Here is a 26405-nt window from a genome sequence, read left to right as displayed (position 1 = left end):
CTGTCTCTTGATAAATTTATTCTTTTAGTCTAATTTAGCGCCGGACTTTTTAACTACTTCACCCCAACGATTAATTTCCTGGTTGATATAGGCTGCGAGCTCAGGTCGAGTCATTTTAGGAACGCTTGCACCCATTGATGCCCAGCGCTCTTTAATATCAGGGGAAGCAAGTGCTATCTGTACTTCGGCGCTCATCTTTTCAACTATTTCTTTAGGCGTACCTTTGATGGCCCACATTGCATACCAACTAGACACGATGAAATTCGATATTCCTAGTTCTTGAGCTGTTGGAACATTTGGAAACGCATCAACTCGTTTAGAGGTTGCTACTGCGACGGCAATCAGTTGCCCATTCTTGATGAAGGGTGCGGCACCCGCTAGCGTGTCAAACATCATGTCAACTTGGCCTGCAACGAGGTCTTGAAGCGCTGGCCCTGTACCACGGTAAGGAATATGCGTAATGAACAGCTTGTTCTGCATCTTAAATAGCTCACCTGTTAAATGCTGAGAGGTGCCATTTCCTGTAGATGCGTAGTTGTATTTACCTGGATGCTTGCGAATCTCTTCCATGATGGATTTCAGATCATTCTTTGGGAACTTAGTAGGGTTCACAACAATGACATGGGGAACGCTGCCGATAATCGCGATTGGCTCAAAATCCTTGGTGATGTCATAAGAGAGGCTGGTGTACATACTTGGCGCAATCGAATGATGCACTGCACCAAGAAGCCAGGTATAGCCATCCGGCGCCATTTTTGCTGCGGCTGCAGCACCGAGTGTGCCGCCAGCTCCACCACGGTTATCTACCACGATGGAGTCATTTAGTTGAGTCGATAGTTGCTTAGCAAGCGGGCGACCAAACGCGTCTACAGCCCCGCCTGGAGGGAAGGGGTTGATAAACGTGATCGGCTTGCTGGGATTGGGCCAGGAGGTGGTTTGTGCATTGGCTGAGAGCCCTATGAGGGCGCCAACAACCAATAGAAAGATATTTCTGATCATTTTGTCTGTCTCCGAGTTATTTTTATTAATCGACCTATTTTGGCTGAAGCCACCAATATAAGAGTTATCCCTGATTTAGGGGGTGATTTCCTGTGGTTTTTATAGGGATATACTGATTTCGCTGTCAGTATAAATATTCATTTGTTAATAGGAGACGAGATGTCACAACACGATACATTGTTGGCTGCTTTCGAAACATACAAAGCTGAAAACGAAAAGTTTATTGAAAAAGGCATTAAGGCATCTGCTGCGCGCGCACGCAAAGCCTTGCAAGAAATCGCCGGTGCTTGTAAAGAGCGTCGTAAAGAAATCACTGCTGCTAAAGAGGCAATGGAAGCGAAGAAGTAATTCTCACCTCATATTGATTGATCAGCCTAGCTTACGAGCTAGGCTTTTTTATTTCTGGAGCCTGATTTAAAAAGTAGTTCTTAAAAAATAGTTCTACTCGGCTTATATTGCAATACTTAATAAGGTCAATTTCATCGCTTTGTTGCGAATGGGTACAAGTGCTTGGTACTCAGGGCTATTAGCCCAAGTCTTGGCATCTTTTGTGCTGGGAAATTCCAGTTCTACGAATGCGCTGAATGGCGCACAGCCCAGTTCATTCCAAAACATGTCGACAACGGAGCCCCGATTTTTGATAGAGCCCTTATATAGCTCTACGGTCTGACCCACTTGGGAGCGGTATTGCTCAAAAGCGCCTTCATCCCTCAATTCAATCAACCCAATTACTTTTATCATCATGCCCTCGTGAAAATTGCCTCATGCTAGGTGAGTATATCCACGCTATAGTTAAGGCATGAATTCAGAGCAATTTTTGCAGTTACTTCGACAGGATGGATTTCCTGAGCCGGTGGAGGTTCAGCAAGTCCCCAATGGTCAGCTTGGGATTCATGAACATCCATTTGAGGTGAAGGCTCTTGTTGTCGAAGGCGATATCACCATCGTGATTGATGGCTTAAGTAAGATTTACAAAGCTGGAGAAATTTTTCACCTGGAATTTAAGCAGCCTCATGCAGAATCATATGGACCTGAGGGTGTGAAATACTTAGCCTCAAGAAAGCAATAAAACTAGGAGCATTATGAAAATCGGATTTATTGGACTTGGCAATATGGGCTTACCAATGGCCCTGAACTTATTAAAAGCAGGCCATCAGGTATTGGGCTTTGATTTGGCAAAGAGTCAGCTAGATGCATTTTCTACTGCAGGAGGCATTGTTGCAGCTAACGCCAACGACACGGCAAAAGATGCTGATGTATTAATCAGCATGCTGCCTGCCTCACGTCATGTTGAAGGTTTGTATCTTGGTGATGCCGGCTTATTAGCAAACGCCAATCCAAAAACTTTGCTGATTGATTGCTCAACCATTTCACCTAAGGTGGCGCAAGCAGTTGCTGCTGCAGCTAAGGCAAAAGGTTTTGTCATGATTGATGCGCCTGTCTCTGGCGGTACCGCTGGTGCGCAAGCTGGCACCTTAACGTTTATGGTTGGCGGTGAAGTTGGAGCTGTTGATTGCGCTCGCCCAATATTGGAGAAGATGGGTAAGAACATTTTTCATGCTGGCGCGAATGGGGCGGGACAGACTGTTAAGGTTTGCAACAATATGCTGTTGGGTATCCAGATGGTGGGCACGAGTGAAGCACTGCGTTTGGGTATTGCAAATGGCCTTGATCCCAAAGTCCTATCTGACATCATGACCAAGAGTTCGGGACGCAATTGGGCGCTGGAACTTTACAACCCTTGTCCGGGCGTTATGGAAAATGTGCCATCCTCTAAGGGATACGCCGGTGGTTTTGGGGTAGATCTAATGCTCAAGGATTTAGGCTTGGCAGTTGAGAATGCCGAGAACTTGGATGCTAGTGTTCCGCTTGGAAAGTTAGCGCAGCAACTTTATGAAACTCATAGCAAAGCAGGCAACGGTCAGCTTGATTTCTCAAGCGTATTTAATCTCAAGAAATAACCAAGGGCTTGCCTTGGCGCTTGCTCATTTGACCAATGACGCGGGCGCCCAAAAAATGATGTTGATTAAAAATATCCAGCACCTCTTTGACGCTATCGGGACTGCAAGACACAAGTAGTCCGCCGCTCGTTTGTGGATCCGTTAATAAAGCACGTTGAGCTGGCGTGAAGTCTGCTGGGATACCGACTTCATTGCCGTAGCTAAGCCAGTTTCTATCTGAGGCGCCAGTAATCACACCGTCATCGGCCAATGTCTGTACATTAGAGAGCAGGGGTACCTGGCTCCAGTCAATATGTGCTGTGCAGTTTGACCCGCGTGCTAACTCTAGAGTGTGACCGGCTAAGCCAAATCCCGTCACATCGGTTAAAGCATGCACGCCAGCTAGCTTAGCCAGATCCGGGCCAGCAGCATTGAGCTTAGTGGTGTTGGAGATCATCTCTCGATATCCGTCTGGTCCCAATAGATCTTTTTTCAAGGCGGCCGATAAGATTCCTACGCCTAGAGGTTTTCCGAGGATGAGTGCATCACCTGGTTTGGCACTAGCGTTACTCTTTACGCGCTTAGGATCAACAATGCCAATTGCCACCAATCCATAAATAGGTTCAACAGAGTCAATGGTATGTCCGCCAGCAATCGGGATGCCTGCGCTACGACAAGCTTCAGCGCCGCCCTCTAAGATGCGAGCAATGGTTTTGTTAGATAAGACCTTAATGGGCATGCCAACTAAGGCAAGCGCAAACAATGGAGTGCCACCCATCGCATAGATATCGCTAATCGCATTGGTAGCAGCAATTTTTCCGAAATCAAATGGATCGTCCACGATCGGCATGAAAAAATCGGTAGTCGCAACGATCGCCTGGGAATCATTGATTTGATAAACAGCAGCATCGTCAGATGTTTCAATACCAATAAGCAACTCTTTTGGAAAGGGTAGCTGCGGAACATTCTTCAGAATCTCAGAAAGAACTCCAGGGGCAATCTTGCAACCACAGCCCCCGCCATGTGAGAGTGAGGTGAGGCGTGGTTCGTTCGGTAAGGTTTCTGCGTCTTGGCTCATGCTAAATATTCTAAACGTAGGCGTAATTAACGATTAAAGCTTCTTTTAGGTGGGCTGCTGCGCTTGGCTGGAGTCTTTTTAGCCGGGGCGCCACCAGAGCCAGCAGGCCTTGGTTTTCTGGATTGCTGATGCTGTTGACTGCGCAGCTGAATGGGTTGAGCCACCGCATTCGGATCTGGTTCAAAACCTGCAATCACTTCCTGCGGTAGTTTTTGCTTAATCAGTTTTTCAATATCCCTCAGCATCTGATGTTCATCAACGCATACTAAAGATACCGCTACGCCATTTGATCCTGCGCGGCCTGTACGTCCAATGCGGTGCACATAATCTTCAGAGACATTCGGTAGATCGTAGTTAACAACATGAGGTAATTGGTCAATATCAATTCCGCGCGCTGCAATATCGGTAGCAACTAAGGCGGTTAACTTACCTGCCTTGAAGTCGGCCAATGCTTTTGTACGGGCGGATTGGCTCTTATTGCCATGAATAGCCATGCTAGTGATGCCATCTTTTTCTAGCTGCGTCACTAATTTGTTAGCGCCATGCTTGGTGCGAGTAAAGACTAGCACTTGCTGCCAGTTGTTGCTCTTAATGAGATGAGCCAATAATGGATGCTTCTTGGTTCTATCTACTGGATGTATGAGTTGGGCGATTGCCTCGTTAGTGCTATTGCTACGGGCTACCTCAATTAACTCTGGTGCATTCAGTAATCCATCAGCCAGCGCTTTGATCTCGGTGGAGAAGGTTGCTGAGAAGAGCAGATTCTGACGTTGCTTTGGTAGCGCGGCTAAGATTTTCTTAATGTCGCGCAAGAAGCCCATGTCGAGCATGCGATCGGCTTCATCGAGAACTAAAATTTCAATATCTTTAAGAGACACGCAATTTTGTGACATTAAATCTAATAAGCGTCCTGGTGTTGCAACCAAAATATCGAGACCACCAGCAATCGCTTTAATTTGGGGATTGGCACCAACTCCGCCAAAAATTACTGTGGACTTTAAGCCAGTGTATTTGCCATAGGTCACGACAGACTCTTGGACTTGGGCGGCTAATTCGCGAGTAGGCGTCAGAATCAAAACGCGTAACAAGTGCTTGCCTGAGCTTGCCTTGCTTGAAGTTAAGCGCTGCAGAATTGGAAGAGTAAAGCCAGCAGTCTTACCTGTGCCAGTTTGTGCTGCGGCTAATAGATCACCACCTTTTAAAACAGCGGGAATCGATTTAGCTTGAATCGGTGTGGGGCTGGTATAGCCCTCTTCAGCAATAGCGCGAAGAATGGGTTCTGATAAACCAAGATCTGTAAATAACATAGGGACCAATAAAGTATTGACCCGTATTCAACGTACTTAAAAATCGACTATCCCGGTCAATGGGGTGAGCTGCCACGCTAGTGCGTTTGCAGTAAGAGACTCTATTTTAAGTCATCGACCCCAAAGCTCGAGAATTACCTGATTAAGCTGTATTCCAGAGGTTTGGTACGACGGAATTGGCGTAGCCAGAGACAAACGATTTTTCTGCTCCGGTGACAGGATCAAATACGGAGCGATGAATGCGTCCAATATTGCCGCCATAGACATGAATGCTGATAGAAGTCTGGTCACTCATATTGTTTTCCACTACATGAATATCATGGGTAGCCGGTGAGACAGTATCCACATGTCCTGGCGGACTAACGCAGGATTCGCCAGGTTTAAATTCACCATTTGCTTGTCGATAGTAAGGCGTGCCTTTTTCTTGGCCGCGTAATTGACCAACCATTCCCCAGACGGTGTGATTATGAACGGGTGTTTTTTGTCCCGGACCCCATACAAAGCTCACTACTGAGAAGCGATCTAGAGGATCCGCATATAAAAGATATTGCTGGTAATACTGGGGGTGGGGCTTAGTAAATTCTTCGGGAAGCCAATCATCTATGGCAATGAGATTCTCTAGTAATTTTTTTCCATCAGTAAAAATCACGGCCTCACTTGGCTTTTGCTCAAGCAGTAGGCTAAGTTCCTTTACGAAGGTCAGCAGCTTTCCGTCAGACATGGTTTGCTCCATTAGATGCATTACTCATCTTGAAATACGCAATCAGGCCATGCCTTGGGCTTGAGGGTATTGGTATCAACGCAGACGATATGCAATACAGCACTTGCGATCACTTGAAACTCCTCGCTATCAGGAAGTTTTCTTTGTGCCGTTTGTTTAACAGTCACTTGTGTGCGGCCACGGTGCTCAATCACTTGGTCTATGTAAAGCAAATCATCCAGACGTCCTGGCTTATAGAAGTTCATGGTGAGTTCACGTAAGGGCATAACCATAGCGAATTCATTTGCAAGCTTAGTAGGGCTTAAGCCTCGTTGGGAAAGCCACTCTGCACGACTACGCTCAAAAATCTCCAAATAGCGACCGTGATAAACAAAACCAGCAGCATCAGTATCGGAATAGCAAACTCGATGAACGTAAGTAAAAGTTGAAGGGGCTGAAGTAGTGTTAGTAGTCATTGCTTGTTAATTTGAATTTGCTAATGTGAGCATCATATTACGATGTGGAATGCCGGCCTCATCATAGGCGTCCCCTTGGGCTTGAAAGCCCAGCTTTTCATAAAAAGGGATCGCGCTGACTTGGGAGTGCAGAATGATCTCCCGCATTCCCTGCGAGGCGGCTAGATCTACTAGCTTTCGCAGGATTTGCTTCCCTACGCCTTTTCCTCTGAATTTGGCTAAGACGGCCATGCGTCCAATTTGAGCCTGCTTAGCGCTTAATTTCACCAGTCTTCCTGTGCCAATACAGTGCGTGTCTTGATAGGCTAGGACATGCGCTGATAAGGAATCAAACTCATCCAATTCAAGCTCGACTGGAACACCTTGCTCGAGGATAAAAACTTCCTGGCGCACCAAAAAGGCATCTACTTCAGCTTCTTTCCACGATTTCAGCAGTATTTCCAAGATCTTTGACGCCTTTGTATTGATTTTCCGTTCAATTTACCAAAGAAGTAGGGGTAGCAGATAGTTCGCTGCTGTACTAAAAACAGCCCATTCCATGGTTACAATGAATTGTGGCTCTGTATTGAGCCCCTCTGAAACCTTTTACTCATTAGGAGTTATCTTGAAGAAATCTTTATTGGCTGGTTTATTTGCAGCAGCAGGCGTTACCCTTGCAAGCTCTGTGTTTGCGCAACTCCCTGCAAAAATGATGCCTTTGGCAGCTGACGTTGTAGTTTTGAGTGCTACTGTTGATTCAGTAGATGCTAAGAAGCGCATCGTTGTATTGAAAGATGCTAACGGTAATTTGGCTCAGATGAATGTTTCTAAATCTATCAATGATTTAGATAAAGTTAAAAAAGGCGACGTATTCTTGGTTGAACATGCTCAAGCGGTTGCTGTTGGCTTGACAGCTGTTGGTAAAGATCAAAAACCTGGCGTATCTGGTGTACGTTCAGTAGTAGTGGCAGGCAAAGGTTCTGCTAAGCCTTTTGAAGAGACTACAGAAACTGTATATGCAACTGTAAAGATTTCAACAATTGATCAAAAGACACGTATCGTGACTTTCACATTGCCAAGTGGCGAGAAGCAAAAGGTAAAAGTGGATCAAGCTGTTCTCGGTCTTGAGAAATTTAAAGCTGGTGATGACGTGATGGTTGAGTTCATTGACGACACAGCTATCGGCTTTGTAACACCAAAGAAATAAAGATGTCGCAGTATTGAATTAGCTGGGCGGTACGCCAGTAAGAAAAAGCCCGCTAACGCGGGCTTTTTTATTTCTTGGCATTAGGGAAGAACAACTGCTCGCCATCAATCTTGTAGCTAGCAATCACGTCTTGACCGTTCTTGGAAATGAGCCAATCAATAAACTCCTGACCTTGTGCTTTTTTCACATGAGGAAACTTAGCTGGGTTTACTAGCATCACACCGTATTGGTTAAATAGCTTTGGATCGCCTTGAACCAAAATTGCGAGATCGCCACGATTCTTAAAGCTGAGCCAAGTACCACGGTCAGCCAAGATGTAGCCATTCATTGCGGATGCAGTGTTCAGGGCAGGTCCCATGCCTGAGCCGGTTTCTTTATACCAAGATGGGCCAGGGGAGACTGAAACGCCAGCGCCTTTCCAGTAACGCAATTCAGCTGCATGAGTGCCGCTCTTATCTGCGCGCGATACAAATGGTGCTTGTGCAGCAGCAATTTTTTGCAGTGCTACTTGAATATCTTTGCCGCCAGCAATTTTCGCTGGATCTGACTTGGGTCCAATGAGTATGAAGTCGTTGTACATCACCTCATATCGTTTTGTTGAGAAACCTTCCTCAACAAATTTTTCTTCAGCTACTTTATCGTGAACAAACACGACATCTGCATCGCCACGTCGACCAATGTCTAGCGCCTGACCAGTTCCTACAGCTACTACTTTGACTTCGATGCCAGTTTTCATCTTAAAGATGGGCAGCATGTAATTAAATAGGCCTGATTGCTCAGTCGAGGTGGTGGATGAAACCACAATGCTTTTCTCCTGCGCATAAACCTGTGCTGTAGGAATGGATAGGGCTACGAGGGTAGCAAGGAATAGTCTCCGGAACATTTTTTTCATATTTGCACTCGAAAGGGTTGATTAAAGGGATATGATCGCATACATTAATACTTAATGAATATGCAAAAAATTACATATGAAAATTAAAGTCCGCCCCACATTGATTGTTAATACCAAGGTCGATGGAAGGGCTTCTGTCGATCTGATTTGGCTCGCCCAGCTGCTCAAAGACATCGGTCAGGGAAGCTCCCTGGTGGTTGCTAGTAAAAAATCAGGCACTTCCTATAGAGGAGCGTGGGGCAAGCTCAATCAAGTCGAAGCTGAATTAGGTATGCCGCTGATTATTCGGACCAAGGGCCATGGTTCCGAGTTGACTGAATTCGGAACTTTTTTAATTCAGTTTATTGAAGATATGCAGGCCGAGCACTTAAAGCATGATGCCCAGTATCACGATAGATTGTTAAAAGAAATTAAGAAAATACAAAAGTCAGAAAGCGTGCGCTGGAAATTTTTCTCCAGCAGTGATTCAGTCATTCAAAAGGCGGCTGGAGAAATTCAGGGACTTGAGCTCAAAATTGCGGGTTCAGGTGAATCTTTAGAGAGACTTCTCAATAACGAAGCGCATATTGCGGGCTATCACGTCTCTGATCAAGATAACTCAAAAGCAATTTATCAGCGCTTATCAAAAAATAATATTGAAATCTATCCTGTGATGAAGCGAATTCAAGGGTTGATAGTGAAAAAGGGAAATCCACTTCATATTCGTTCGGTTGAGGATTTAATTGGCAAAAAAGTACGCTTTATCAATCGCCAAATCGGCTCCGGCACTCGTTTGCTGTTGGATAACTTATTGATGGAGGAGGGAATCGACCCCTCAGACATTAATGGCTATCTCCATGAAGAATTTACACATTCAGCCGTAGCCAATGCGATCCTTGCAGGTAAGGCCGATGTGGGCTTAGGGGTGAAGAATATAGCCCTAGAAAATGGTCTTGGATTTGTACCCCTCAAGGATGAGATTTTCTTTGTAGCTATGCACAAGGAGATGGCTGCTCAGTCAGCATCAACTAAGTTGATACGCAAGATACGAAGCGCTTCTGGTGAAACGCCGGGATATAAAGCGGTCAGTCTCAATAGACAAATTCAGGATTGGCTATAGTTTTCTAAAGACCAATGAATCCACTAGAATGGATTCGACATGACCAAGCGGATCTTTATCTTCCTCGCAGTATTTTTTGCCCTTACCGGTAGCGTATTCGCACAGGTTGCCACTATTGCTGTTGCGGCCAATATGAAAGATGCCTTTGCGGAGATTGCCGCTGAATTTAAATCTACTGGTAAGCCTGAGATGAGAGTGGTTTACGGCTCATCCGGTAATTTCGCTGCGCAAATTGTGAATGGAGCACCTTTCAGCTTATTTATTGCGGCTGATGAGCAGTTTCCGCTTGAGCTCTTTAAAAATGGCAAGACAGTGGATGATGGCTCGGTATACGCCATTGGTAAGTTAGTCATCATTACCAAAACATCTTCTGGTATTTATTTGTTAGATAGTAGGTCAGACATTGCTAAGGCAATCGGTAGGGCCAATAAGGTAGCGATTGCTAAGCCTGAACTTGCACCCTACGGCAGAGCAGCTGTTCAGTATTTAAAAGCGGAAGGTCTATGGGATCTTGCAAAAGACAAGCTTGTTTATGCCGACAATATTGGGGCAGCTACTACTTATGTAGCTAGTGGCGCTGCTGATATTGGCTTCACTGCATTTTCATTAGCAAAGTCGCCGGAACTTTTAAAGCAAACAAGTTATGTGGTTGCTGATATAAAAATGTATGAGCCTATAAAGCAACGTATGGTGCTGATAAAAGGTGCACCTCAAGAGGCGCAAGATCTATACCGTTTTATGCAAGGACCCAAAGCAAAAGCGATCTTGCAAAGATATGGTTACAGCACGCCTTAGCCACTACAGGGCGCATTAATCCCCCACAATTTGTTCTGGATCAAGCCTTAGATCCCTCGAAACGGGCATTATTGCCAGATAGTCAGCCCGTTAAACGAATGATATTCATTCTCATTTGTCGCTATAATGGGCCTTAAACAAGCTAAAAAGCATATTTAATGAATTTAGACCAAGTCGACTTAGGCAGTCTTTATCGCGTTACCGAGGTGGACGTGCCCAAAGGTGCGCCCCAAATTAAAGGGCAATTAGAAGATATTGGCTTTTTACCTGGCGAGCAAGTCACGGTATTGCGTAAAGGTTTGCTTGGTAAGGGTCCATATATGGTTCGCGTAGGTGCCTCAACTTTTGCTTTGAGGCAATCGGAGGCGCGCATGATTTTGGTTGAATCTTTGCGGCATGTCTGAATCCAAAGTCCACTTTTTTCCTAGTGAGCCACTCGTAGCGCTTTTGGGTAATCCCAATTGCGGCAAAACAGCATTATTTAATTTATTGACTGGTAGTCGCCAAAAGGTGGCTAATTATTCTGGCGTCACTGTTGAGCGTAAAGAAGGGCGTCTGACGCTAGACTCAGAAAAGAATATTCGTGTTCTCGATTTGCCCGGTGCATATAGCTTGTACCCAAGATCACTTGATGAGCGGGTAACTTGTAATGTATTGCTTGGTAGAGCGGAAGGTGAGAAGCGCCCTGATTTAGTGATCTGCGTATTAAGCGCAATTAATTTACGTCGTAACTTACGCTTGGTATTGGCCGCCAAACGCCTTGGCTTGCCATGTGTCGTGGTCCTCAATATGCTCGATATCGCCAAGCGTCAAGGCTTGCAAATAGACACTGCTGCGCTTTCAAATGAATTGGGTTTGCCGGTACTCACCAGTATTGGTATTCAATCCAATGGTGCTGATGAGATTAAACAGTTTCTGTCCAATCTAGATTGGCGAAACTTAAATAGTCTTCGCACTGGAACAAGTGATGCCACCCTGGAGAATGTTGCTTCTCATATTGCGCATACTGAATCAGACAATGTTCAAGTGCAAAAAATTCTGCAAAACCTGAAGTTAGATCGCATCATTCCCGATCAGTTAAGTGATCGCTTGGATGCGGTATTGCTTCATCCAGTTCTTGGCCCCATTATTTTGGTGGTCTTACTCTTTTGTATTTTTCAGGCGGTTTTTAGTTGGGCGACCGTGCCAATGGATCTTATTAAGGATGCAGTCGAATATCTTGGCGGTCATATTGCTGAATTACTTCCCAATGGTTGGTTGCGTAGTTTATTGATCAACGGAATTTTGGCTGGCTTAGGTGGCGTGGTGATCTTCTTGCCGCAGATTCTGATTTTGTTCTTCTTCATCCTGTTGCTTGAAGAGTCTGGCTATCTTCCAAGAGCCGCGTATCTCTTAGATAGGGTGATGGGGTCGGTTGGTCTTTCCGGTAGATCTTTTATTCCGCTGCTCTCTAGCTTTGCTTGTGCAATCCCCGGAATCATGGCCACCAGAAGTATCTCGAATTCGCGTGATCGTATGGTGACCATTCTGATTGCGCCGATGATGACGTGTTCTGCGCGCTTACCGGTTTATGCCTTACTCATCTCAGCGTTTATTCCTGAGCAAAAGCTCTGGGCTGGGATTGATCTCCAGGGCTTGGTATTGTTCTTGCTCTACCTTGCTGGAATCTTAGGTGCGATGGCGGTTGCTTGGATTCTGAAACGCTTTACGAGTGAGCAATTTAAGATGAATGCGCTAATGATGGAGTTGCCTAGCTATCACATGCCACGCTTAAGTAATTTGGCGATCAGCTTATGGCAACGTGCAGAAATATTCTTGCGTCGCGTGGGTGGCATTATTTTGGTAATGACAATTGGCTTATGGGTGTTGTCTAGTTTCCCATTGCCTCCGGAGGGTGCAACAGGGTCGCCTATTCAATATAGCTTTGCTGGGATGTTGGGCCAAGCCTTGGCTTATGTATTCTCGCCCATTGGGTTTAATTGGCAAATCAGTATTGCTCTCGTTCCTGGCATGGCAGCGCGTGAGGTTGTAGTGAGCTCCTTGGCAACGGTATATGCATTGTCCAGCTCAAGTGCGGATGCAGCAGACGCATTGATTCCTTTGATTTCTAGCGGCTGGTCTCTAGCGACTGCACTTTCTTTATTGGCTTGGTTTGTATTTGCCCCTCAGTGCCTTTCTACCATTGCAGCAGTTAAGCGGGAGACTGGGGGCTGGAAGATCCCCGTCATTATGCTGAGCTATCTTTTTGGATTAGCCTATATTGCTGCATTTATCACCTATCAGATTGCTAGCGCCCTCGGCTTAGCCTGATTGTTTTATTGGGTGCAGGCAGATCTCTGCAATTTGAGATACATTCTTAGTCATCCATTTACTAAGAGGGTGCCCCGATGCGCTTAAAATCCTATTTCTATATCTTGCCTTGTTTATTCGGCGCTACGTTTTCACAAATTGCTAACGCGCAATCCGGCGAGAGTACTTATAAACAAGTCTGCGCTAATTGTCATGGTACGGGTGTTTTGAATGCACCTAAGTTTGGCGATAAGGCTAAGTGGGCGCCTTTAATTGCCGAGGGGCAAGTAGAGCTCACTGCGCATGCCTACTATGGTGTTCGATCCATGCCCCCAAAAGGTGGCAATCCCAATCTCAGCATTCAAGGGTTTGCGGATGCTTTGGTCTATATGGTGAATAACTCAGGTGGTAATTGGAAATCACCCGATGCTAAAACAGTCGCCGCTATCAATAAAGAAGTTGAAGCGCGTAAAGCAGGTACAAAAAAGCATTAATTAATCACCAACACTCTATGCAGAGTGTTGGTAGATTCGAACGGTATTAGTCCGCTTTAATATTGGCATCCTTTACTACTTTTGCCCACATTGCTAATTCTCTGTGAATACGTTTCGCAGAGTCGGCGGGTGATAAGTAGTTCACATACACACCTGCCGCCAACATGCGCTCCTGAACCTCAGGTCGTTGCAGGATTACCTTAACATCTTCACTAAGCTTATCAATAATCGGTTTAGGAGTTCCTGCTGGCGCCAAAATTCCAAACATACTGACTACATCGAAGTTGGGTAAGCCGGTAGCTTCAGTGATCGTTGGTACATCTGGAAGTTGGCTAATTCTTTTAGAGGTTGTTACCGCTAAGGCTCTTAGTTGGCCGGACTGAATAAATTGCAAGGCTGCCGGTACGGTCTCAGACATTGTCAGCACTTGTCCGCCAACTAGGTCGGTCATCGCAGGGCCGCTACCCTTGTAAGGTACATGCAATAAATCTAAACCAAGCTGATTGCGAAACATTTCCATTGCAAGGCGTTGTGGGGCGCCAGCACCAGATGAAGCGAAGGTGAGTTTGCCTGGATTCGCTTTTGCGTAGGCAATGAACTCTTTCATATTCTTTACTGGTAGGGAAGGGTTTACTACAAATACGAGAGGCACCACACCCACCACATCCACTGGTGTGAAATCCTTTTCTAGGTTGTATTTGATTTTGTCTTTATCCAAATTGGCATTAATGGAGTGCGATGTGAGGGCGCCCATCAGCAGGGTGTAGCCATCCGCCGGTGACTTGGCAACCATGTCGGCTCCAATATTGCCGCTATCGCCCGCGCGATTATCTGGAATCACTTGCTGGTTAAGTGACTTGGACAATTCTTGCGCCATGATGCGACCAATGACGTCAGTTGCCCCGCCTGGTGGATAGGGGATCACCAACTTAATAGGCTTTTCAGGATAGTTTTTGATTGCCGTACTATTGCTTTGAGCAAGGAGTGGGCTGCTGATGAGGCTACTGCACAGGAGTAGGCCTAGGCCCTTAATAATTTGTTGTCTCATTTTGTATTTTTAATGTTGGGTTGAGTTACGATTTTCTATTATGAACACAAATCAAATTCATGCGCTGCGTCAATGATTTGAAAATTTCCCTAATTACAATGGCTAAATGACCCTAGAGCCCCATCAAATTGAGATTATTGGTTATTGCGCCGCATTCTTAACCACAATTGCCTTTCTGCCTCAGGCGATTCGATCTTGGCGTACCAAGGATCTATCGGGTATTTCACTAGGGATGTATTCCTTGTTTACCGCTGGCGTGGGCTTGTGGCTTATCTATGGCCTCATTATTGAGAAGTGGCCCCTGATCATGGCAAATGCATTGACCTTTGCTCTGGCTCTCAGTATCTTGTTATTGAAATTGCGCCATACTTCTATGCATCAGAAATAAAACACTCATTTAGCAAATTCATGGAAAGGTTTTTATGTGCTCAGCATTTGTGATTGATCCCCCAGCAGTAGTTTCGTTGCCGGTAACGGGAGATACCCGTCGTTTTGCAGTCAATCGCATTTATTGCGTTGGCCGTAACTATGCTGATCACGCACGTGAAATGGGGCATGATCCAGATCGTGAGCCACCTTTCTTTTTTATGAAGCCCGCCAATTCGATTGTGACTGATGGTAAAGATATGGCTTATCCCAAGCTCTCTAATGATGTACATCACGAAATCGAAATGGTCGTAGCGATTGGCAAGGGTGGTGCAAATATTGCTGCAGATAAAGCGCTTGAGCATGTCTATGGTTATGGAGTGGGTTTGGATATGACCAGACGCGATCTGCAAGGTGAGGCAAAGAAGATGGGTCGCCCATGGGATACCGGTAAAGCATTCGATCAATCTGCGCCATGTGGAGAAATTACTCCGGCTAGTCAGTGCGGCCATCCATCCAAGGGCTCAGTGAAGCTGTTGGTGAATGGTGAAGTTCGTCAAGAGGGCGATCTCAATCAATTGATTTGGAACGTACCCGATACGATTGCTTATCTTTCCACCCTGTTTACATTAGAGCCAGGAGACCTCATTTTCTCGGGCACTCCAGCGGGTGTTGGGCCTGTGAAAAAAGGCGATGTACTAGAAGGTAGCGTTGCAGGCTTACCTAATTTAAAGACAAAAATTATCTAAATGCAGAAGAGGTTTTCTTGATGATTAGTTTGCTCAAGAGGGTAGGTTTCATATTGTCGGCAGGGGTGCTGCCCTTACTCGTTATCTCCTGCGCTCATCATGAGCAAGCTAGCAAGCCCACCCCTCCAGCCAGTCTCTATGCAGATGCAGCCCCATTAGATTTGCGCTTAAGTAAGTGGCCATATCCCTACCCCTTAAAAGAATTTAAGACCTCCTTACAAGGACAGCCAGCTAGCATGATGTATATGGATGTTGCTGGTTTAGGCAAGCAAAAGGGTGTGGTGGTTTTATTTCATGGCAAGAACTTTTCTAGCGACTATTGGGCGCCAACGATTGCAGGTCTATCTAAAGCAGGTTACCGGGTCATTGCGCCAGATCAGGTTGGCTTTGGCAAGTCCTCTAAGCCGGATGTGGCCTACCACTTTGATGATTTAGCTGCCAATACTCAGGCTTTATTAAAGTCTCTCAATATCCAACGAGTTTCAGTCATCGCTAACTCAATGGGTGGAATGGTTGGCGTTCGTTTTGCACGCCTATATCCTCAAACAGTACAAAAGCTGGTCCTAGAGAATCCGCTGGGTCTTGAGGATTACAGCAAAGATATTCCCCCGCAGAAGAATGAAGATCTTCTTAAGTTAGAAATGGCACAAACAGAAACCAGCTACCGTCGTTTTCTGCAAACCTATTTTCCAAGTTGGCAGCCTAGCTATGAAAAATTTGTAGAGGTCTATGTACGAGTACAAAAAGGCCCAGACTATCCAGCTTATGCAAAGACTTCTGTGCTGACCTATCAAATGATTGCTGAAAAGCCGGTAGTGAATGACTTGCCACAATTGAAGATGCCAGTGTTATTAGTTATTGGTCAAAAGGATCGTACTGTATTTGGGCGTCGCTTTGCGCCACCGGAGGCTGTTAAGTCTTTAGGTAACTTTCCAGAGTTAGGAAAAAAAGCGCAGGCAGCTATTCCAAATGCAAAACTAGTGCCAATCGAAAATGTCGGTCACGTACCTCATGTTGAGGTGCCGGATCAATTTGTAAAAATCGTGGTGGAGTTTTTAAACTCCAAAAGCTAGGACATAGCCCAGTACCTTATTTACCAATCCACTGGGGTGGACGGCCATCTAAGAAGGCGTTCACTCCCTCTCTGAAGTCTTTACTGTTATAGGTTTCACGCATGAGGTCTGTGCAATCAGGCAGATTGCTCTGCAGTAGGCGCGCCAATGCCAGTTTGCTTGCCTTTTGCGTGACTGGTGCTAGTGAAGATAGTTTTTGTGCCAGCACATTCGTTGCCATATCTATTTCTGATGCATCTATTGTTTGATACAGAAATCCTGACTCCAATAATTCCGGTGCTTTGATAAGTTCTGCAGTGAGTAACATTTTCTTCACGGTAGGCACTCCAAGGTGAGTCGCAAGCCAGGATAGATTGCTTGGCGATAAGCAGTTCCCTAGAGTCTTGGCTACTGGTATGCCAAAACGCGCTTCGGGTGTAGAGATTCGAAAGTCACAAGCGGTTGCCATTAATAGTCCGCTACCCACTGCCAAGCCTTCAATCATAGCAATCGTTGGCATAGGTAGTTGTTGCAAGGAGGCAAAGATGTGATCAACAGCCACTTCATAAGCCTCATTTTCTTTGAGATCAACAAACTGTTGAATATCGCTTCCCGATACAAATGCTTTGTCTCCCGCTCCCCGAAAAATAACTACTCGAATATCGGCGTTTTTTGCTAGTGAGTCGCAAATCTGTTTTAGCTCTTCATACATTGGCCAAGTTAAGGCATTGCGGGCCGCAGGATTATTAAAGATAACTCGCGCAATTTTTCCGTCGATTTGTAAATCCAAGCAGGGTGGGGAGGAGTTGACAGTCATGCTCTTATTCTAAACAAAGGCTTATGCCTTAAATTGATAAAAGACCATTTCTCAAGCCCTGTAATAGAGTTTTTATCCATACGCAGACTCTCCTGCGCTAGAATTCCTCTATGTATATGTTTCTGCCTTTTCTGACAGCTTTTATCGGACTTGTATTGGTCTGGTTTGAGAAACGCCTTGCAGGCTTAATACTTTTGGCAATTACCATTGGAATCCTGTTGGTTTGGTTCCGTTTTCATGCAAATAGCCATCTCAACATTAGTCTGTAACCCATTATGAGCAGACATTCATTTCCTTCATTAGCGGCATTAGGCAATCAGCTTGCGCTGCTAGCAGTTGTTGGTATGCTGGCCTATGCATTTGTAGATCAAATCTATTTTGGTGAGTTGCCTTGCCCTTTGTGCCTAATGCAACGTATTGGATTTGTAATTATTGGTTTTGCATTGGTTTTAAATATTCGTTGTGGTGCACACTCTTCTCATTATGGTTGGGGCATCATTGGCGGCCTAGTAGGCATGATGGTTTCATTGCGTCAGGTGTTCTTACATATTTTGCCGGGCGATAAAGGTTTTGGTAAAACCTTTTTGGAATTGCATTTTTATACTTGGGCTTATGTTGGCTATACCGGTTTGTTGTTGGGTTTAGCGGTGTTGTTAATGTTGCCTAATCGTGATGTGCGCTCCCGCTCCTGGTTCGCCAATACTTTAGTCATTCTTTTTATTCTGTTGGTATTCGGAAATCTTGTTTCCACTTTGCTGGAATGCGGTATTGGTCCTTGCGCTGATGACCCCGTGAAATACGAGGGCTGGCTGTGGCTGCGCTCTCGCTTTGGTTTTTAACTTAGACCCCTCGGTCTAGTTCTGGGTTCATCAAATATGCAATCCCCCAAGACTGTTAGGCGTCTTCTGCTTGTCTGTTTGGTATCACTAGTGACCTTCAGTGCTTATGGTCAAACCAAATCAGCGGTTAAGCCCACCTGGCCCAAGCAGCCAATTCGGATTATTGTCACCTTTACTCCAGGCGGTGCCCCCGATATCTTGGCCCGCGTGCTAGCTGAAAATTGGCAGCAAAATTTAGGGGTTCCAGTAGTAGTAGAGAATAAGCCAGGTTATGGTGGCAATATTGGCGCTGACCTGGTTGCGAAGAGTGAGCCCGATGGTTATACCTTGCTTATCGGCACCGTGGGTATTCATGCGATTAATGGTGCCCTTTATGAAAAACTTTCTTACGATCCCGTAAAAGATTTCACGCCCATTAGTTTTTTGGCTAGTACGCCCAATGTACTGATTGTGAATAAAAAATTAGGTGTCAATAATCTTCATGAGTTAATTGAGTTGGCAAAAGCAAAGCGAGATCAATTAACTTTTGGCTCATCAGGAGTAGGTACTTCGTTACATATGTCTGGTGAGTTATTTAAAGAAATGGCTGGCGTCCAAATACGTCACATTCCCTATAAGGGGCGCGCCCAATCATTGCCAGATTTATTGAGTGGCCGGATCTCCATGCTATTTGACAACTTGTCATCTTCATTGGCTTTGATTAAGGCTGGAGAGGTCCAGGCTCTAGGAGTAACCACACTCAAGCGTTCTCATGCAGCCCCAGAAATTCCGACTCTGGCTGAGCAGGGCTTGACTGGGTTTGAAGCAGTTTCCTGGTTTTCTTTGATGGCGCCAGCTAATTTATCTCCGCAAATTCAAAGGCAGCTCAATCAAATGGTGCGCCAAACCTTGAGTAGTCCTGAGGTTAAATCCCGTCTTTTGGCTGGTGGTCTAGATCCAGCCCCTGGGAGTCCCAAAGACCTTTCTAAGCTTATTGCTTCCGAGGCAGCTAAATGGGGCAGGGTAGTGCAGCAATCTGGCGCAAAATTAGAGTAATAAGCTCTTTTTGTGTCAGCCTTAGGCTGTTTATAAGCGTTAAAGAGACGACAGCTCAAGAAAGCTATGATTGTTCTTCTATTCTATTCACCAACCCATTAATTTGCTTAAATTTTCAGCATTAGACTTTTCTAAATTCGGTATCGTGCTGGCAGTCACATTCTTGGCGGGCTGCGCAACACAGACTCAGCAATTGAGGATGAATGAATCCAAGGAGCCGTTCAAGAACGGGGACTTGCAGAACACTGTAGCCGTGATTCAAAGTGCATTCAAAGATAAAAATACCCTTTACTACATGGAGATAGGCGAGGTGCAGCGTTTGCAAGGCCCCTCCCAGATTCCTAATAGCACGCAAAACCTATTGGCCGCTGACCAGTTAGTCAGTCGCTGGGAATTAACGACTAGCGACAAATTGAGACGCTCTTTTTCGGGGGCTAGCTCCTACGTTTTGTCTGAGGGTTTTAGTAGTGAGTACGACCCCAAGCCCTATGAGGTGACTTTGTTAAGCCAGACCTTAGCTTTAAATCATCTCTCGCAAGGCAGATGGGATGACGCCATGGTGGAGGCGAAAAAGATGGCACAGCGCGAGAAGGTGATTGAGGAGCTGATTCAAAGTAAAGTTGCCGCGGTATCTAAAGTGGAGCGCGAGCAGCAGGCGAACCCAAATACCCAGGCCGCTACCAGCCGCATTGAAAATATCAGCGGTTACCCAATCAATTTATTGGATGATGAAGAAACACGTAGCCTCAAGAACTCTTATCAAAATCCAGCAGCGTATTACTTATCGGGCTTTGTTCATGAGTCACAGGGTGAGGCTAGTTTGGCTGCACCAGGATATCGGCTTGCAATCGAGTTGCGCCCACAAGTTAATTTCTTTAAAACCAGTATTGCGAAGCTAGATTCCAATATTGCTAATCGCAGTAAAAAATCTTTTGCCGATACCTTGATCGTGATTGATACAGGGTATATGCCCAAAATTATTCCTTATCAAATTAGCCAAACATTTAATATCGGTGGCAATTCAAAACTCATCACCTTAACTTTTCCTGTGATTGAAAAATCTACTGAGCGTTTTAGGCCTTCATTGATTCAACTGGGTGATAGGGTGGCCAATCCTGAATTGGTTGCAAATATTGATGCAATGGCTCGCAAGAATTTGCGTGATGACATGCCGGCTTATGTCTTAAGGGCCTCTTCAAGGGCGCTCGTCTCTCTCGCTGCTCAATTTGCGGCTGATCGCGCAGCCCAGCAAGCTGCCAATCAGCGGAATCAGAATAATCAAAACAATGGTACTGCCGCCCTCATTGGTGCTATTGCTGGAATGATCACGGGATATAGTCTCCAGGCCATCAATGTGACCGATGTGCGCCATTGGTCAACATTGCCGGCACAAACGTATATGGCCAGAATGGGATTACCAATTGGCCCCACGGTTCTTAAATACACTTTGCCATCTGGGGTAACAGCTTCACAAACAGTGAATTTGGTGGGTGGGTATAACGTAGTCTACATTCGGATGTTTAGAAGTAGGGCGACCATACTCGCCTCAAATGATCCTGCAGCTCTTCCGCCTAAAGTAGTTACGCCTACACCAATTGCTGGCAGTCCAACTGCGGCTCCAGTTGAGGTCTCTACAGCCGCATCTTCATCTATTGCGCAGCCAGCTCAGCCATCAGGGAGTGCTATGGATGGCCTCAAGAAGCTATGGGGAAGTTTTCAGGATTCAAAGCCTGAGGAGTCAGCACCAGAGTTGCCAGCGCCTACCGCAACTAAGACAGCTGTTTCTACGCCTGCTGTAGCTCAGCCGTCGACGCCCACTCCAGCCCCAGCATCAAACCCCAATACCATCTCCGCTCCCGCTTCTTCTGATGCCCCCGCAAGCGTTAATATTGAAGGGGTAAAGCCGTATGAGCCACCCAATCTGCTAAACAGCTTTCAGCAGCTTTTTAATTAGGAAAGACCTCGATGAATAAGTACCTTGCCATTCTTCTGACCGCACTTGCACTAGCAGCGTGTAGCTCAACTCCGTCGATGAAGGACATGACAATACGCATGGGGGATACGGATAGCATTCAAATTACTGATATGCGAAGTTTGGTGCGCAATGGCGTATTAACTGCACAAGTGACTATTCTGAATGAGAGTAAATCCAATCTCGTTTCTTATCGCTTCAAATGGATTGGTAAAAACGGTATGGCAGTGACAGACGAAGAGGCATGGAAGCCTGTGACCGTTGGCAAAGGTCAGACGACCGTTATTATGGGTATAGCACCAACCCCAGATGCTACAGACTTTCGTTTTGAGTTAAACCAATACAAATAAAACAACTTATTGAAGATATTAGGACTGATTAAAAATGACTATGAATACCAAAACTATCCATTTATCCGCCATTGTTTTATCTGTAGCAGCTCTAGCTGCTTGCTCAGGACCGCAAGTACGTTACGGCGATGCGAAGGCTGTTGAGACGGTCAATGCGAATTATGGTTCTACTGATCTACAGATGATTGCCGAGGCAATGACTAGATCTTTATTGCAATCTAAGGCGATCTCCGGAAGCAAGGATGCTCCAATCGTGACCTTGGCAGATGTGAAGAATAAGACTTCTGAATACATTGATACACGAGTGATTACCGATAAGATCCGCACACAATTGATGAAGAGTGGTCAAGTGCGTTTTGCCGTTAGCGTTTCTGAGATGCAAAATCAAACAGATGAGCTAAAGCGCCAAAATCAGTCAGGTCTCTATAAGAACAGCACAATCGCCAAGACTGGCAATATGCAAGGCGCTCAATATCGCATTGAAGGATCGATTGCTTCTATTGTGAAGAACACGAAGGATGTAAAAGATGTTTATTACGTCTTTAACTTAAATCTTATTAATAACGAATCTGGTCTGCTTGAGTGGGCTGATGAAAAAGAGATTCGTAAGACTGCAACGCGCTAATACGCCAAACACTTCAGTAGAGGATTGAATGCAATTAAGTAAAAAAACTTTATTAGCTTGTGCGGGTGTGGGCATAGCCTTTTTGGCTGGCTGCGTCACTAAACCGCCTGCTCCAAATGCAGGATCGGCGATTGTTGGTCAAGTACCGGCTGATCCATCTAAGAACCCAGTCATTAATGCCGAGTCTCTCAAGGCTGCATCCAAGTCTATTGCTGTGACTGATATCTACTTCAAAAAAGAGGGTAAGAACCTAACCTTTATCGAAGAGACCAGGGTAACTACAGGCAATACCATCTCCTCAACTATTACTCCTAAGACGATTGAGGTGGATGCTGATAAAGCAAATGCTTCTGCTATTACCGGCGGCGCAAATTCATCTGCGTTCCCAGTGAAATTCACAGACTTGTCTGATCCAAAGGCAACGAGCCCTGGCGCAGGTGTGCCTCCAGCCCCAGTGGTTGATGCTGCGACACCAAGCTCAAGCTCATCGAGTGCAAACACCCAAAGCATGAAGAAGTCTGGTTATCAAAGCAATAGTGAATATGGCGAATTGCGTTACTTGGCCAACCCTATTCGCGGTCTCTTAATCAAGTCTGGCTATAAAGTAGTGCAAGCTAAGGCTGCGGTAGCTGCGCCTAACCAAGGCGATGAGTTCTTTGACATCGTCAAACGTATCAAAGCAGGTGATTTTGGTGATGCTGATTATGTGCTGTATGGTGTTTTGGCTGAAGTATCAAGCACAGATAATGTGGCAGATATCCCAGGTACAAAATCTACTTCGCAACAGGTAACACTGGAAGTGACGGTGGACTTTAATATCGTTGATAGCAAAACATCTCAAATCGTTGCCTCATTTGTAGCTTCGGGAGAGGGTAAGGATGTTCAAATCGATGGAAGAGATACCGGCTACAAACCAAGTAACGCAAAGTTAATGAAATTGGCTTCTTTAGATTTGGCAGAGGATGTCCGCAAGCATTTGGCTGATCAAAACTTTATTACCAATAACCCTGGATCTGCAGGGCAGCAGCGCAATCTGAAGAGGCGTTTAGATGATGATGCTTCTACTTTGAAGGTTTATAAGTAACAGAGCAGAAACGTAAAAGGCGTAAAGCCCTTTATTAAAGCTCAACCGGCGGATGCGTTTTTTCATAGCGCTCCGCCGTTCTTCTAAACAGGTAGAGTAAAAAGCATGCAGCCAAAGCTAAGCTTAGGCTATTTCCGGCCCAGAACCCATTGGCCCCCTGTAAGAACTCAGGCGTATTGCCTAAGACATTAAAACCCATGAGATAGCCTCCGCCAAGGCCAACACCCCAAAGCGAACCAGCGTAGATAACCATAGGCCAAAAAGCAATTCGGTAGGCTCGCAAAATAAATGCCGCAGTAATTTGTAGCGCATCAAACACTTGATAAAACGCTATAAACAAAAAGAGGGGGATGGAGAATGCTTTCACTTCCGCTGGGGGATCATATAAATCAAGTAGTTGAACCCTCAAGATCCAAACAGTAATGCCAATGCTGATGCATAGTGCGGTTGTGAAAAAGACCGAAGACCAACCAATCTCTTCAGCGCGCTCAGGTTTATTAGCGCCAATCGATTGGGATACTAGCGTCATCGTCGCAATTGAGAGGGAGAGTGGCACCATATAAATAACGGTCCCCATATTCGCCACAATTTGATGGCCTGCTAATGCCGTGGTTCCAAGGCGGGCGATAAATAGAGACATAAAGGTGAATGACGTCACTTCAATTAAGTAGCTAAAGCCAATGGGCGCGCCGAGTTTAAGTAGGGTCCAAATGCGGTGCCAGTTAGGCATGCTAAAGCGCACAAAAATCTTAAAGGGTTTATAAAAGCGATCAAACAAGACAAACCCTAAAGTCATTAAGAGCCATGACCAATTAATAATTACTGTGGCAACTGCGCAACCCGGTCCACCCATACCCTCAATACCTAAGCCGCCATATATAAAGAGTAGATTAAGGGGTAATTTCAGAGCTAGACCAATGATTTGAACTACTGTAATTACGGTGGGGCGCGACACTGCATTGTGAAGCGCCATGAGGACGCGCATACCCATACTGGCAGGCAAGCCGATTGCCAGGATATTGAGATATAGCTTTGCCTTGCCTTCAATCGCAGCATTCATTTGCGAGATGGCAAGCAAATGATCTGCGTTGAGCAAAATAAAGCAACCTAAAACACTCAGTCCTAAAGCGAGCCATGTTGCTTGCCGAACTTCCTCGCCAATTTCTGAAAAGCGTTTCGCTCCAAATAGTTGACCAGCAATTGGTGCAAGGGCGGAAATAACCCCGGTTAAACCGACGTAAATACTAATAAAGATGGCTGAAGCCATAGCGAGTGCTGCTAAGTCGTCAGCGGAGTAACGTGCCGTCATTGCCGTGTCTAGAACGCCAAATGCAATAACGGCTAGTTGCCCAATGAGCAACGGTCCGGCCAGTTTTAGTAAGGAGGGGATATCCTCGCGCAGGCGCGATAACTTAAAGTGCAGCACGATTTATTCTGGGATGACTTCGTAAAGACGCAGGCGTTCGTCACGGTCAGCTGCGCGACGATCCTCCCACAGCAGGTGAAGTTTTTTGTTATTGAGCTTGGCGTATGCTTTTGCTTCAGATTGGCTGTGAGTCAGCATCCAAGGACAATTGTGATCATCCCTAAAATTGAGTTTAGTGAAGTATTCAAAAGAGGCGAGCTGTGCAAAGCCTAGATTGCTTGTATTGATGCAGCCACCACCTGTGGGTATTACTTGAACTAAGCGCGCAGAAACATGGCGATAGGTCTTGGCATAGTTAATCGTGGGTAACCAAAGGGTCATTAACAGGACCCACATGAGTGTTGTACCTGAGGCCGAGATGATGAGGCAACGCCAAATTTCTTTAGGGGCGCGTGAAGTTCTCCAGCGAACTACAGCTAGCCATACGCCAGTAATCGCTAGTGCCACAACAAATGCCAGTACATTGAACTGACTCTCAAAGCCAGGTAGCAGGCGTGCAATATTGGCTGCCGTAGTTTCTGGATAACCGGTGACTTTTGCTAACCAAATAATCCAAATGGCTAGAGCGATGAGAGTAAAGCTAAACATCGCAAACCAATCAATAAAGCTAATCACGCTGCGCTTAAGGACGGGTAGGCTAAACGCTGCAATGATACAAAGACTGGGAATCAAAATCATTAAATCGTGTTCATTCGCCTCAAGGCGGAACAAGACGTAAATTAAGCTGCCAATAAATAAGCTTAGCGGTATACAAAGATGTGGTGCGCGCCATGAGCCCGCTTCTTTAATGCGGCCCCAATGGGCGAGTGAAACAATCGCCAAGGGCCAAACTGGCCACGCGTAAGCCCAAAAGTTCACACTCAGGAATCCCAGTGACTCAATTGATGGTGTGGCACTCATTTCTGGCATATTGCGCCATCCCTCTTCGGCAATGTGACGCCAACCTGGAGAAAGATCAGTTAAATACCAAATTAAAGGCCAAATCGCAAAGCCAATTAATCCCAAGACGGTGCTAGTGAGCGTCCAACGAAAGCGCAGTTTTGCATTGCTGGCAATCACCGCAATAATAGTTGAGGTGACAACAATTAAGCTGAGGGTGAGGTTGCTTGATAGTGCGACGATGGCAATACCAAGACCAGTCCATAAGCCACCTTGCCATGGCTTATCCAAACCACGCACAGTTCCGTAAAGCACAATACTGATGCCCATCAGTTGCGCCATCATTGGCGTAGTTTCATGAGCGCGTTGAGCAAGACCAACGCAAGCCAAGAAGATGAGTAAAGCGCCATCGGCCAAGGTCATGCCGTAACTCTTCAAATCCGGTTGACCGCCAACGGCCAGCGCCATTGGCTGCACTTCACGACGACGACCTAATAAATAGGTTGCATACCAAATGGCCAGTGCGGCAGCAAAGAAGCAAATTGCCGAATACAAACGAGCGGCATTAGCAGCGCCAATGAGCGGACCAAACCATTTAATGAGAGTAGCGCCAATCCAATAGGGTAGCGGTGTACCAAGGGAGATATCGCGACCAGCTAGATGCGGAACAATCCAATCGATAGAGTCGCCGCGAAAGAGCGTCCACATGCCACCAAAGCCAATGGCATCTTCGTTTTTCCAGGGATCCCGAAAGAAGAGGCCAGCAAAACCATAAACCAAAGTCAGCGCAAAAATAATAATGCGCGGAATCGATTTAGTAGCAGCGGCGGTAAGTTTGACCATGTGTGCAGTTCAAAATAAAAAAGGCAGCAAACGCTGCCTTGATTATCTCGCAGAGCAGGTATTTC

The 26405-nt window shown here is 45.7% G+C and carries 31 protein-coding genes; 19 read left to right on the top strand and 12 right to left on the bottom strand.

The window, feature by feature from the left end; genetic code table 11:
* Positions 1-24: 24 nt before the first annotated feature.
* Positions 25-999: a tripartite tricarboxylate transporter substrate binding protein gene (locus ICN19_RS01320; protein ID WP_216245098.1), complete on the bottom strand. Its 975-nt coding sequence runs from the start codon at positions 997-999 to the stop codon at positions 25-27.
* Positions 1000-1158: 159 nt separating this feature from the next.
* Here ICN19_RS01320 and ICN19_RS01315 point away from each other — a divergent pair, with 159 nt between their 5' ends.
* On the top strand, positions 1159-1347 hold the full coding sequence (locus tag ICN19_RS01315) for a hypothetical protein (protein WP_028819023.1): 189 nt from the start codon (positions 1159-1161) through the stop codon (positions 1345-1347).
* Between the two features lie 102 nt (positions 1348-1449).
* Here the strand turns inward: ICN19_RS01315 and ICN19_RS01310 are convergent, their stop codons facing one another.
* Entirely contained in the window at positions 1450-1743 is a 294-nt protein-coding gene (locus ICN19_RS01310; RefSeq protein WP_255536898.1) for a DUF1330 domain-containing protein, read from the bottom strand.
* A 55-nt stretch (positions 1744-1798) separates the two neighbouring features.
* Between ICN19_RS01310 and ICN19_RS01305 the strand changes: the two genes are divergently transcribed.
* Complete coding sequence (locus tag ICN19_RS01305) at positions 1799-2068, top strand: cupin (RefSeq protein WP_216245096.1); 270 nt, start codon at positions 1799-1801, stop codon at positions 2066-2068.
* Between the two features lie 10 nt (positions 2069-2078).
* Positions 2079-2960 (top strand): 3-hydroxyisobutyrate dehydrogenase, encoded by an 882-nt coding sequence (mmsB, locus tag ICN19_RS01300; RefSeq protein WP_216245992.1) that lies wholly within the window; start codon positions 2079-2081, stop codon positions 2958-2960.
* On the opposite strand, the gene selD is transcribed toward mmsB, so the two are convergent.
* From selD to ICN19_RS01275, 5 genes are all read right to left on the bottom strand, one after another.
* Positions 2950-4017 (bottom strand): selenide, water dikinase SelD, encoded by a 1068-nt coding sequence (gene selD / locus ICN19_RS01295; RefSeq protein WP_216245094.1) that lies wholly within the window; start codon positions 4015-4017, stop codon positions 2950-2952. The two genes, mmsB and selD, sit on opposite strands and share 11 nt — an antisense overlap.
* 26 nt (positions 4018-4043) lie before the next feature.
* Positions 4044-5324: a DEAD/DEAH box helicase gene (locus ICN19_RS01290; protein WP_216245092.1), complete on the bottom strand. Its 1281-nt coding sequence runs from the start codon at positions 5322-5324 to the stop codon at positions 4044-4046.
* Between the two features lie 142 nt (positions 5325-5466).
* Positions 5467-6045: a hypothetical protein gene (locus ICN19_RS01285; RefSeq protein WP_216245090.1), complete on the bottom strand. Its 579-nt coding sequence runs from the start codon at positions 6043-6045 to the stop codon at positions 5467-5469.
* Between the two features lie 20 nt (positions 6046-6065).
* Positions 6066-6500 carry a YbgC/FadM family acyl-CoA thioesterase gene (locus ICN19_RS01280; RefSeq protein ID WP_216245088.1) on the bottom strand — a complete coding sequence of 145 codons (435 nt, stop codon included), beginning with the start codon at positions 6498-6500 and terminating at the stop codon, positions 6066-6068.
* 6 nt (positions 6501-6506) lie between these two features.
* Positions 6507-6944: a GNAT family N-acetyltransferase gene (locus ICN19_RS01275; RefSeq protein WP_216860605.1), complete on the bottom strand. Its 438-nt coding sequence runs from the start codon at positions 6942-6944 to the stop codon at positions 6507-6509.
* 160 nt (positions 6945-7104) lie between these two features.
* Here ICN19_RS01275 and ICN19_RS01270 point away from each other — a divergent pair, with 160 nt between their 5' ends.
* Positions 7105-7686: a hypothetical protein gene (locus ICN19_RS01270; RefSeq protein WP_255536897.1), complete on the top strand. Its 582-nt coding sequence runs from the start codon at positions 7105-7107 to the stop codon at positions 7684-7686.
* Between the two features lie 67 nt (positions 7687-7753).
* Here ICN19_RS01270 and ICN19_RS01265 read toward each other — a convergent pair whose 3' ends face one another.
* A complete protein-coding gene (locus ICN19_RS01265; RefSeq protein WP_216245989.1) occupies positions 7754-8569 on the bottom strand; it encodes a substrate-binding domain-containing protein in 816 nt (271 codons plus the stop codon).
* Positions 8570-8654: 85 nt separating this feature from the next.
* Here ICN19_RS01265 and ICN19_RS01260 point away from each other — a divergent pair, with 85 nt between their 5' ends.
* The 5 genes from ICN19_RS01260 to ICN19_RS01240 all read left to right on the top strand — a co-directional run bounded on the left by ICN19_RS01260 (position 8655) and on the right by ICN19_RS01240 (position 13255).
* Entirely contained in the window at positions 8655-9677 is a 1023-nt protein-coding gene (locus ICN19_RS01260) for a substrate-binding domain-containing protein (protein ID WP_216245086.1), read from the top strand.
* Between the two features lie 39 nt (positions 9678-9716).
* Entirely contained in the window at positions 9717-10472 is a 756-nt protein-coding gene (gene modA / locus ICN19_RS01255) for a molybdate ABC transporter substrate-binding protein (protein ID WP_216245084.1), read from the top strand.
* A 158-nt stretch (positions 10473-10630) separates the two neighbouring features.
* Entirely contained in the window at positions 10631-10876 is a 246-nt protein-coding gene (locus ICN19_RS01250; RefSeq protein WP_216245083.1) for a FeoA family protein, read from the top strand.
* Entirely contained in the window at positions 10869-12782 is a 1914-nt protein-coding gene (locus ICN19_RS01245) for a ferrous iron transporter B (RefSeq protein WP_216245082.1), read from the top strand. Before ICN19_RS01250 ends, ICN19_RS01245 begins: the two co-directional genes overlap by 8 nt.
* Before the next feature lie 77 nt (positions 12783-12859).
* A complete protein-coding gene (locus tag ICN19_RS01240) occupies positions 12860-13255 on the top strand; it encodes a cytochrome c5 family protein (RefSeq protein WP_216245081.1) in 396 nt (131 codons plus the stop codon).
* A 46-nt stretch (positions 13256-13301) separates the two neighbouring features.
* Here ICN19_RS01240 and ICN19_RS01235 read toward each other — a convergent pair whose 3' ends face one another.
* On the bottom strand, positions 13302-14303 hold the full coding sequence (locus ICN19_RS01235; protein WP_216245080.1) for a tripartite tricarboxylate transporter substrate binding protein: 1002 nt from the start codon (positions 14301-14303) through the stop codon (positions 13302-13304).
* A gap of 106 nt (positions 14304-14409) precedes the next feature.
* Here ICN19_RS01235 and ICN19_RS01230 point away from each other — a divergent pair, with 106 nt between their 5' ends.
* Genes ICN19_RS01230 through ICN19_RS01220 form a run of 3 tightly spaced genes read left to right on the top strand, consistent with a single transcriptional unit; the run spans position 14410 to position 16491 of the window.
* Positions 14410-14691 carry a SemiSWEET transporter gene (locus ICN19_RS01230; RefSeq protein WP_216245079.1) on the top strand — a complete coding sequence of 94 codons (282 nt, stop codon included), beginning with the start codon at positions 14410-14412 and terminating at the stop codon, positions 14689-14691.
* 34 nt (positions 14692-14725) lie between these two features.
* The gene (locus ICN19_RS01225; protein WP_216245072.1) at positions 14726-15418 is read left to right on the top strand and encodes a fumarylacetoacetate hydrolase family protein; all 693 of its coding nucleotides are present in this window, start codon (positions 14726-14728) and stop codon (positions 15416-15418) included.
* Positions 15419-15438: 20 nt separating this feature from the next.
* Positions 15439-16491, top strand: a complete 1053-nt coding sequence (locus tag ICN19_RS01220) for an alpha/beta fold hydrolase (RefSeq protein WP_216245070.1) — start codon at positions 15439-15441, stop codon at positions 16489-16491.
* A 16-nt stretch (positions 16492-16507) separates the two neighbouring features.
* Here ICN19_RS01220 and ICN19_RS01215 read toward each other — a convergent pair whose 3' ends face one another.
* Entirely contained in the window at positions 16508-17287 is a 780-nt protein-coding gene (locus ICN19_RS01215; RefSeq protein ID WP_216245068.1) for an enoyl-CoA hydratase/isomerase family protein, read from the bottom strand.
* A 110-nt stretch (positions 17288-17397) separates the two neighbouring features.
* Here ICN19_RS01215 and ICN19_RS10150 point away from each other — a divergent pair, with 110 nt between their 5' ends.
* The 7 genes from ICN19_RS10150 (at position 17398) to ICN19_RS01185 (ending at position 23192) form a co-directional block, all read left to right on the top strand.
* A complete protein-coding gene (locus ICN19_RS10150) occupies positions 17398-17556 on the top strand; it encodes a DUF5993 family protein (RefSeq protein WP_216187565.1) in 159 nt (52 codons plus the stop codon).
* Positions 17557-17562: 6 nt separating this feature from the next.
* Complete coding sequence (locus tag ICN19_RS01210; protein ID WP_216214395.1) at positions 17563-18126, top strand: disulfide bond formation protein B; 564 nt, start codon at positions 17563-17565, stop codon at positions 18124-18126.
* A 36-nt stretch (positions 18127-18162) separates the two neighbouring features.
* A complete protein-coding gene (locus tag ICN19_RS01205) occupies positions 18163-19161 on the top strand; it encodes a tripartite tricarboxylate transporter substrate binding protein (RefSeq protein ID WP_216245066.1) in 999 nt (332 codons plus the stop codon).
* Positions 19162-19264: 103 nt separating this feature from the next.
* A complete protein-coding gene (locus ICN19_RS01200) occupies positions 19265-21115 on the top strand; it encodes a COG3014 family protein (protein WP_255536896.1) in 1851 nt (616 codons plus the stop codon).
* An 11-nt stretch (positions 21116-21126) separates the two neighbouring features.
* Positions 21127-21483: a YcfL family protein gene (locus tag ICN19_RS01195; protein ID WP_216245064.1), complete on the top strand. Its 357-nt coding sequence runs from the start codon at positions 21127-21129 to the stop codon at positions 21481-21483.
* Between the two features lie 34 nt (positions 21484-21517).
* A complete protein-coding gene (lpoB, locus tag ICN19_RS01190) occupies positions 21518-22108 on the top strand; it encodes a penicillin-binding protein activator LpoB (protein WP_216245061.1) in 591 nt (196 codons plus the stop codon).
* 28 nt (positions 22109-22136) lie between these two features.
* Positions 22137-23192, top strand: a complete 1056-nt coding sequence (locus ICN19_RS01185; protein WP_216245060.1) for a hypothetical protein — start codon at positions 22137-22139, stop codon at positions 23190-23192.
* Positions 23193-23226: 34 nt separating this feature from the next.
* Here the strand turns inward: ICN19_RS01185 and ICN19_RS01180 are convergent, their stop codons facing one another.
* Positions 23227-24618 carry an MATE family efflux transporter gene (locus tag ICN19_RS01180; RefSeq protein ID WP_216245058.1) on the bottom strand — a complete coding sequence of 464 codons (1392 nt, stop codon included), beginning with the start codon at positions 24616-24618 and terminating at the stop codon, positions 23227-23229.
* Positions 24619-24621: 3 nt separating this feature from the next.
* Complete coding sequence (locus tag ICN19_RS01175) at positions 24622-26340, bottom strand: glycosyltransferase family 39 protein (RefSeq protein ID WP_216245056.1); 1719 nt, start codon at positions 26338-26340, stop codon at positions 24622-24624.
* Positions 26341-26405 lie beyond the last annotated feature (65 nt).

It is taken from the genome of Polynucleobacter sp. AP-Capit-er-40B-B4 (assembly GCF_018882245.1).
Lineage (GTDB): Bacteria > Pseudomonadota > Gammaproteobacteria > Burkholderiales > Burkholderiaceae > Polynucleobacter.
Note: the sequence above shows the minus strand (reverse complement) of the source record. Positions and strands in the feature narration are given on the sequence as shown.

Bases quoted from the DNA above. Each gene is read 5' to 3' on its own strand.
- ICN19_RS01320 (WP_216245098.1), bottom strand. From the start codon at position 999: ATGATCAGAAATATCTTTCTATTGGTTGTTGGCGCCCTCATAGGGCTC.
- ICN19_RS01315 (WP_028819023.1), top strand. From the start codon at position 1,159: ATGTCACAACACGATACATTGTTGGCTGCTTTCGAAACATACAAAGCT.
- ICN19_RS01310 (WP_255536898.1), bottom strand. From the start codon at position 1,743: ATGATGATAAAAGTAATTGGGTTGATTGAATTGAGGGATGAAGGCGCT.
- ICN19_RS01305 (WP_216245096.1), top strand. From the start codon at position 1,799: ATGAATTCAGAGCAATTTTTGCAGTTACTTCGACAGGATGGATTTCCT.
- selD (WP_216245094.1), bottom strand. From the start codon at position 4,017: ATGAGCCAAGACGCAGAAACCTTACCGAACGAACCACGCCTCACCTCA.
- ICN19_RS01290 (WP_216245092.1), bottom strand. From the start codon at position 5,324: ATGTTATTTACAGATCTTGGTTTATCAGAACCCATTCTTCGCGCTATT.
- ICN19_RS01285 (WP_216245090.1), bottom strand. From the start codon at position 6,045: ATGTCTGACGGAAAGCTGCTGACCTTCGTAAAGGAACTTAGCCTACTG.
- ICN19_RS01280 (WP_216245088.1), bottom strand. From the start codon at position 6,500: ATGACTACTAACACTACTTCAGCCCCTTCAACTTTTACTTACGTTCAT.
- ICN19_RS01265 (WP_216245989.1), bottom strand. From the start codon at position 8,569: ATGTTCCGGAGACTATTCCTTGCTACCCTCGTAGCCCTATCCATTCCT.
- ICN19_RS01260 (WP_216245086.1), top strand. From the start codon at position 8,655: ATGAAAATTAAAGTCCGCCCCACATTGATTGTTAATACCAAGGTCGAT.
- modA (WP_216245084.1), top strand. From the start codon at position 9,717: ATGACCAAGCGGATCTTTATCTTCCTCGCAGTATTTTTTGCCCTTACC.
- ICN19_RS01250 (WP_216245083.1), top strand. From the start codon at position 10,631: ATGAATTTAGACCAAGTCGACTTAGGCAGTCTTTATCGCGTTACCGAG.
- ICN19_RS01245 (WP_216245082.1), top strand. From the start codon at position 10,869: ATGTCTGAATCCAAAGTCCACTTTTTTCCTAGTGAGCCACTCGTAGCG.
- ICN19_RS01240 (WP_216245081.1), top strand. From the start codon at position 12,860: ATGCGCTTAAAATCCTATTTCTATATCTTGCCTTGTTTATTCGGCGCT.
- ICN19_RS01235 (WP_216245080.1), bottom strand. From the start codon at position 14,303: ATGAGACAACAAATTATTAAGGGCCTAGGCCTACTCCTGTGCAGTAGC.
- ICN19_RS01230 (WP_216245079.1), top strand. From the start codon at position 14,410: ATGACCCTAGAGCCCCATCAAATTGAGATTATTGGTTATTGCGCCGCA.
- ICN19_RS01225 (WP_216245072.1), top strand. From the start codon at position 14,726: ATGTGCTCAGCATTTGTGATTGATCCCCCAGCAGTAGTTTCGTTGCCG.
- ICN19_RS01220 (WP_216245070.1), top strand. From the start codon at position 15,439: ATGATTAGTTTGCTCAAGAGGGTAGGTTTCATATTGTCGGCAGGGGTG.
- ICN19_RS01215 (WP_216245068.1), bottom strand. From the start codon at position 17,287: ATGACTGTCAACTCCTCCCCACCCTGCTTGGATTTACAAATCGACGGA.
- ICN19_RS10150 (WP_216187565.1), top strand. From the start codon at position 17,398: ATGTATATGTTTCTGCCTTTTCTGACAGCTTTTATCGGACTTGTATTG.
- ICN19_RS01210 (WP_216214395.1), top strand. From the start codon at position 17,563: ATGAGCAGACATTCATTTCCTTCATTAGCGGCATTAGGCAATCAGCTT.
- ICN19_RS01205 (WP_216245066.1), top strand. From the start codon at position 18,163: ATGCAATCCCCCAAGACTGTTAGGCGTCTTCTGCTTGTCTGTTTGGTA.
- ICN19_RS01195 (WP_216245064.1), top strand. From the start codon at position 21,127: ATGAATAAGTACCTTGCCATTCTTCTGACCGCACTTGCACTAGCAGCG.
- lpoB (WP_216245061.1), top strand. From the start codon at position 21,518: ATGACTATGAATACCAAAACTATCCATTTATCCGCCATTGTTTTATCT.
- ICN19_RS01185 (WP_216245060.1), top strand. From the start codon at position 22,137: ATGCAATTAAGTAAAAAAACTTTATTAGCTTGTGCGGGTGTGGGCATA.
- ICN19_RS01175 (WP_216245056.1), bottom strand. From the start codon at position 26,340: ATGGTCAAACTTACCGCCGCTGCTACTAAATCGATTCCGCGCATTATT.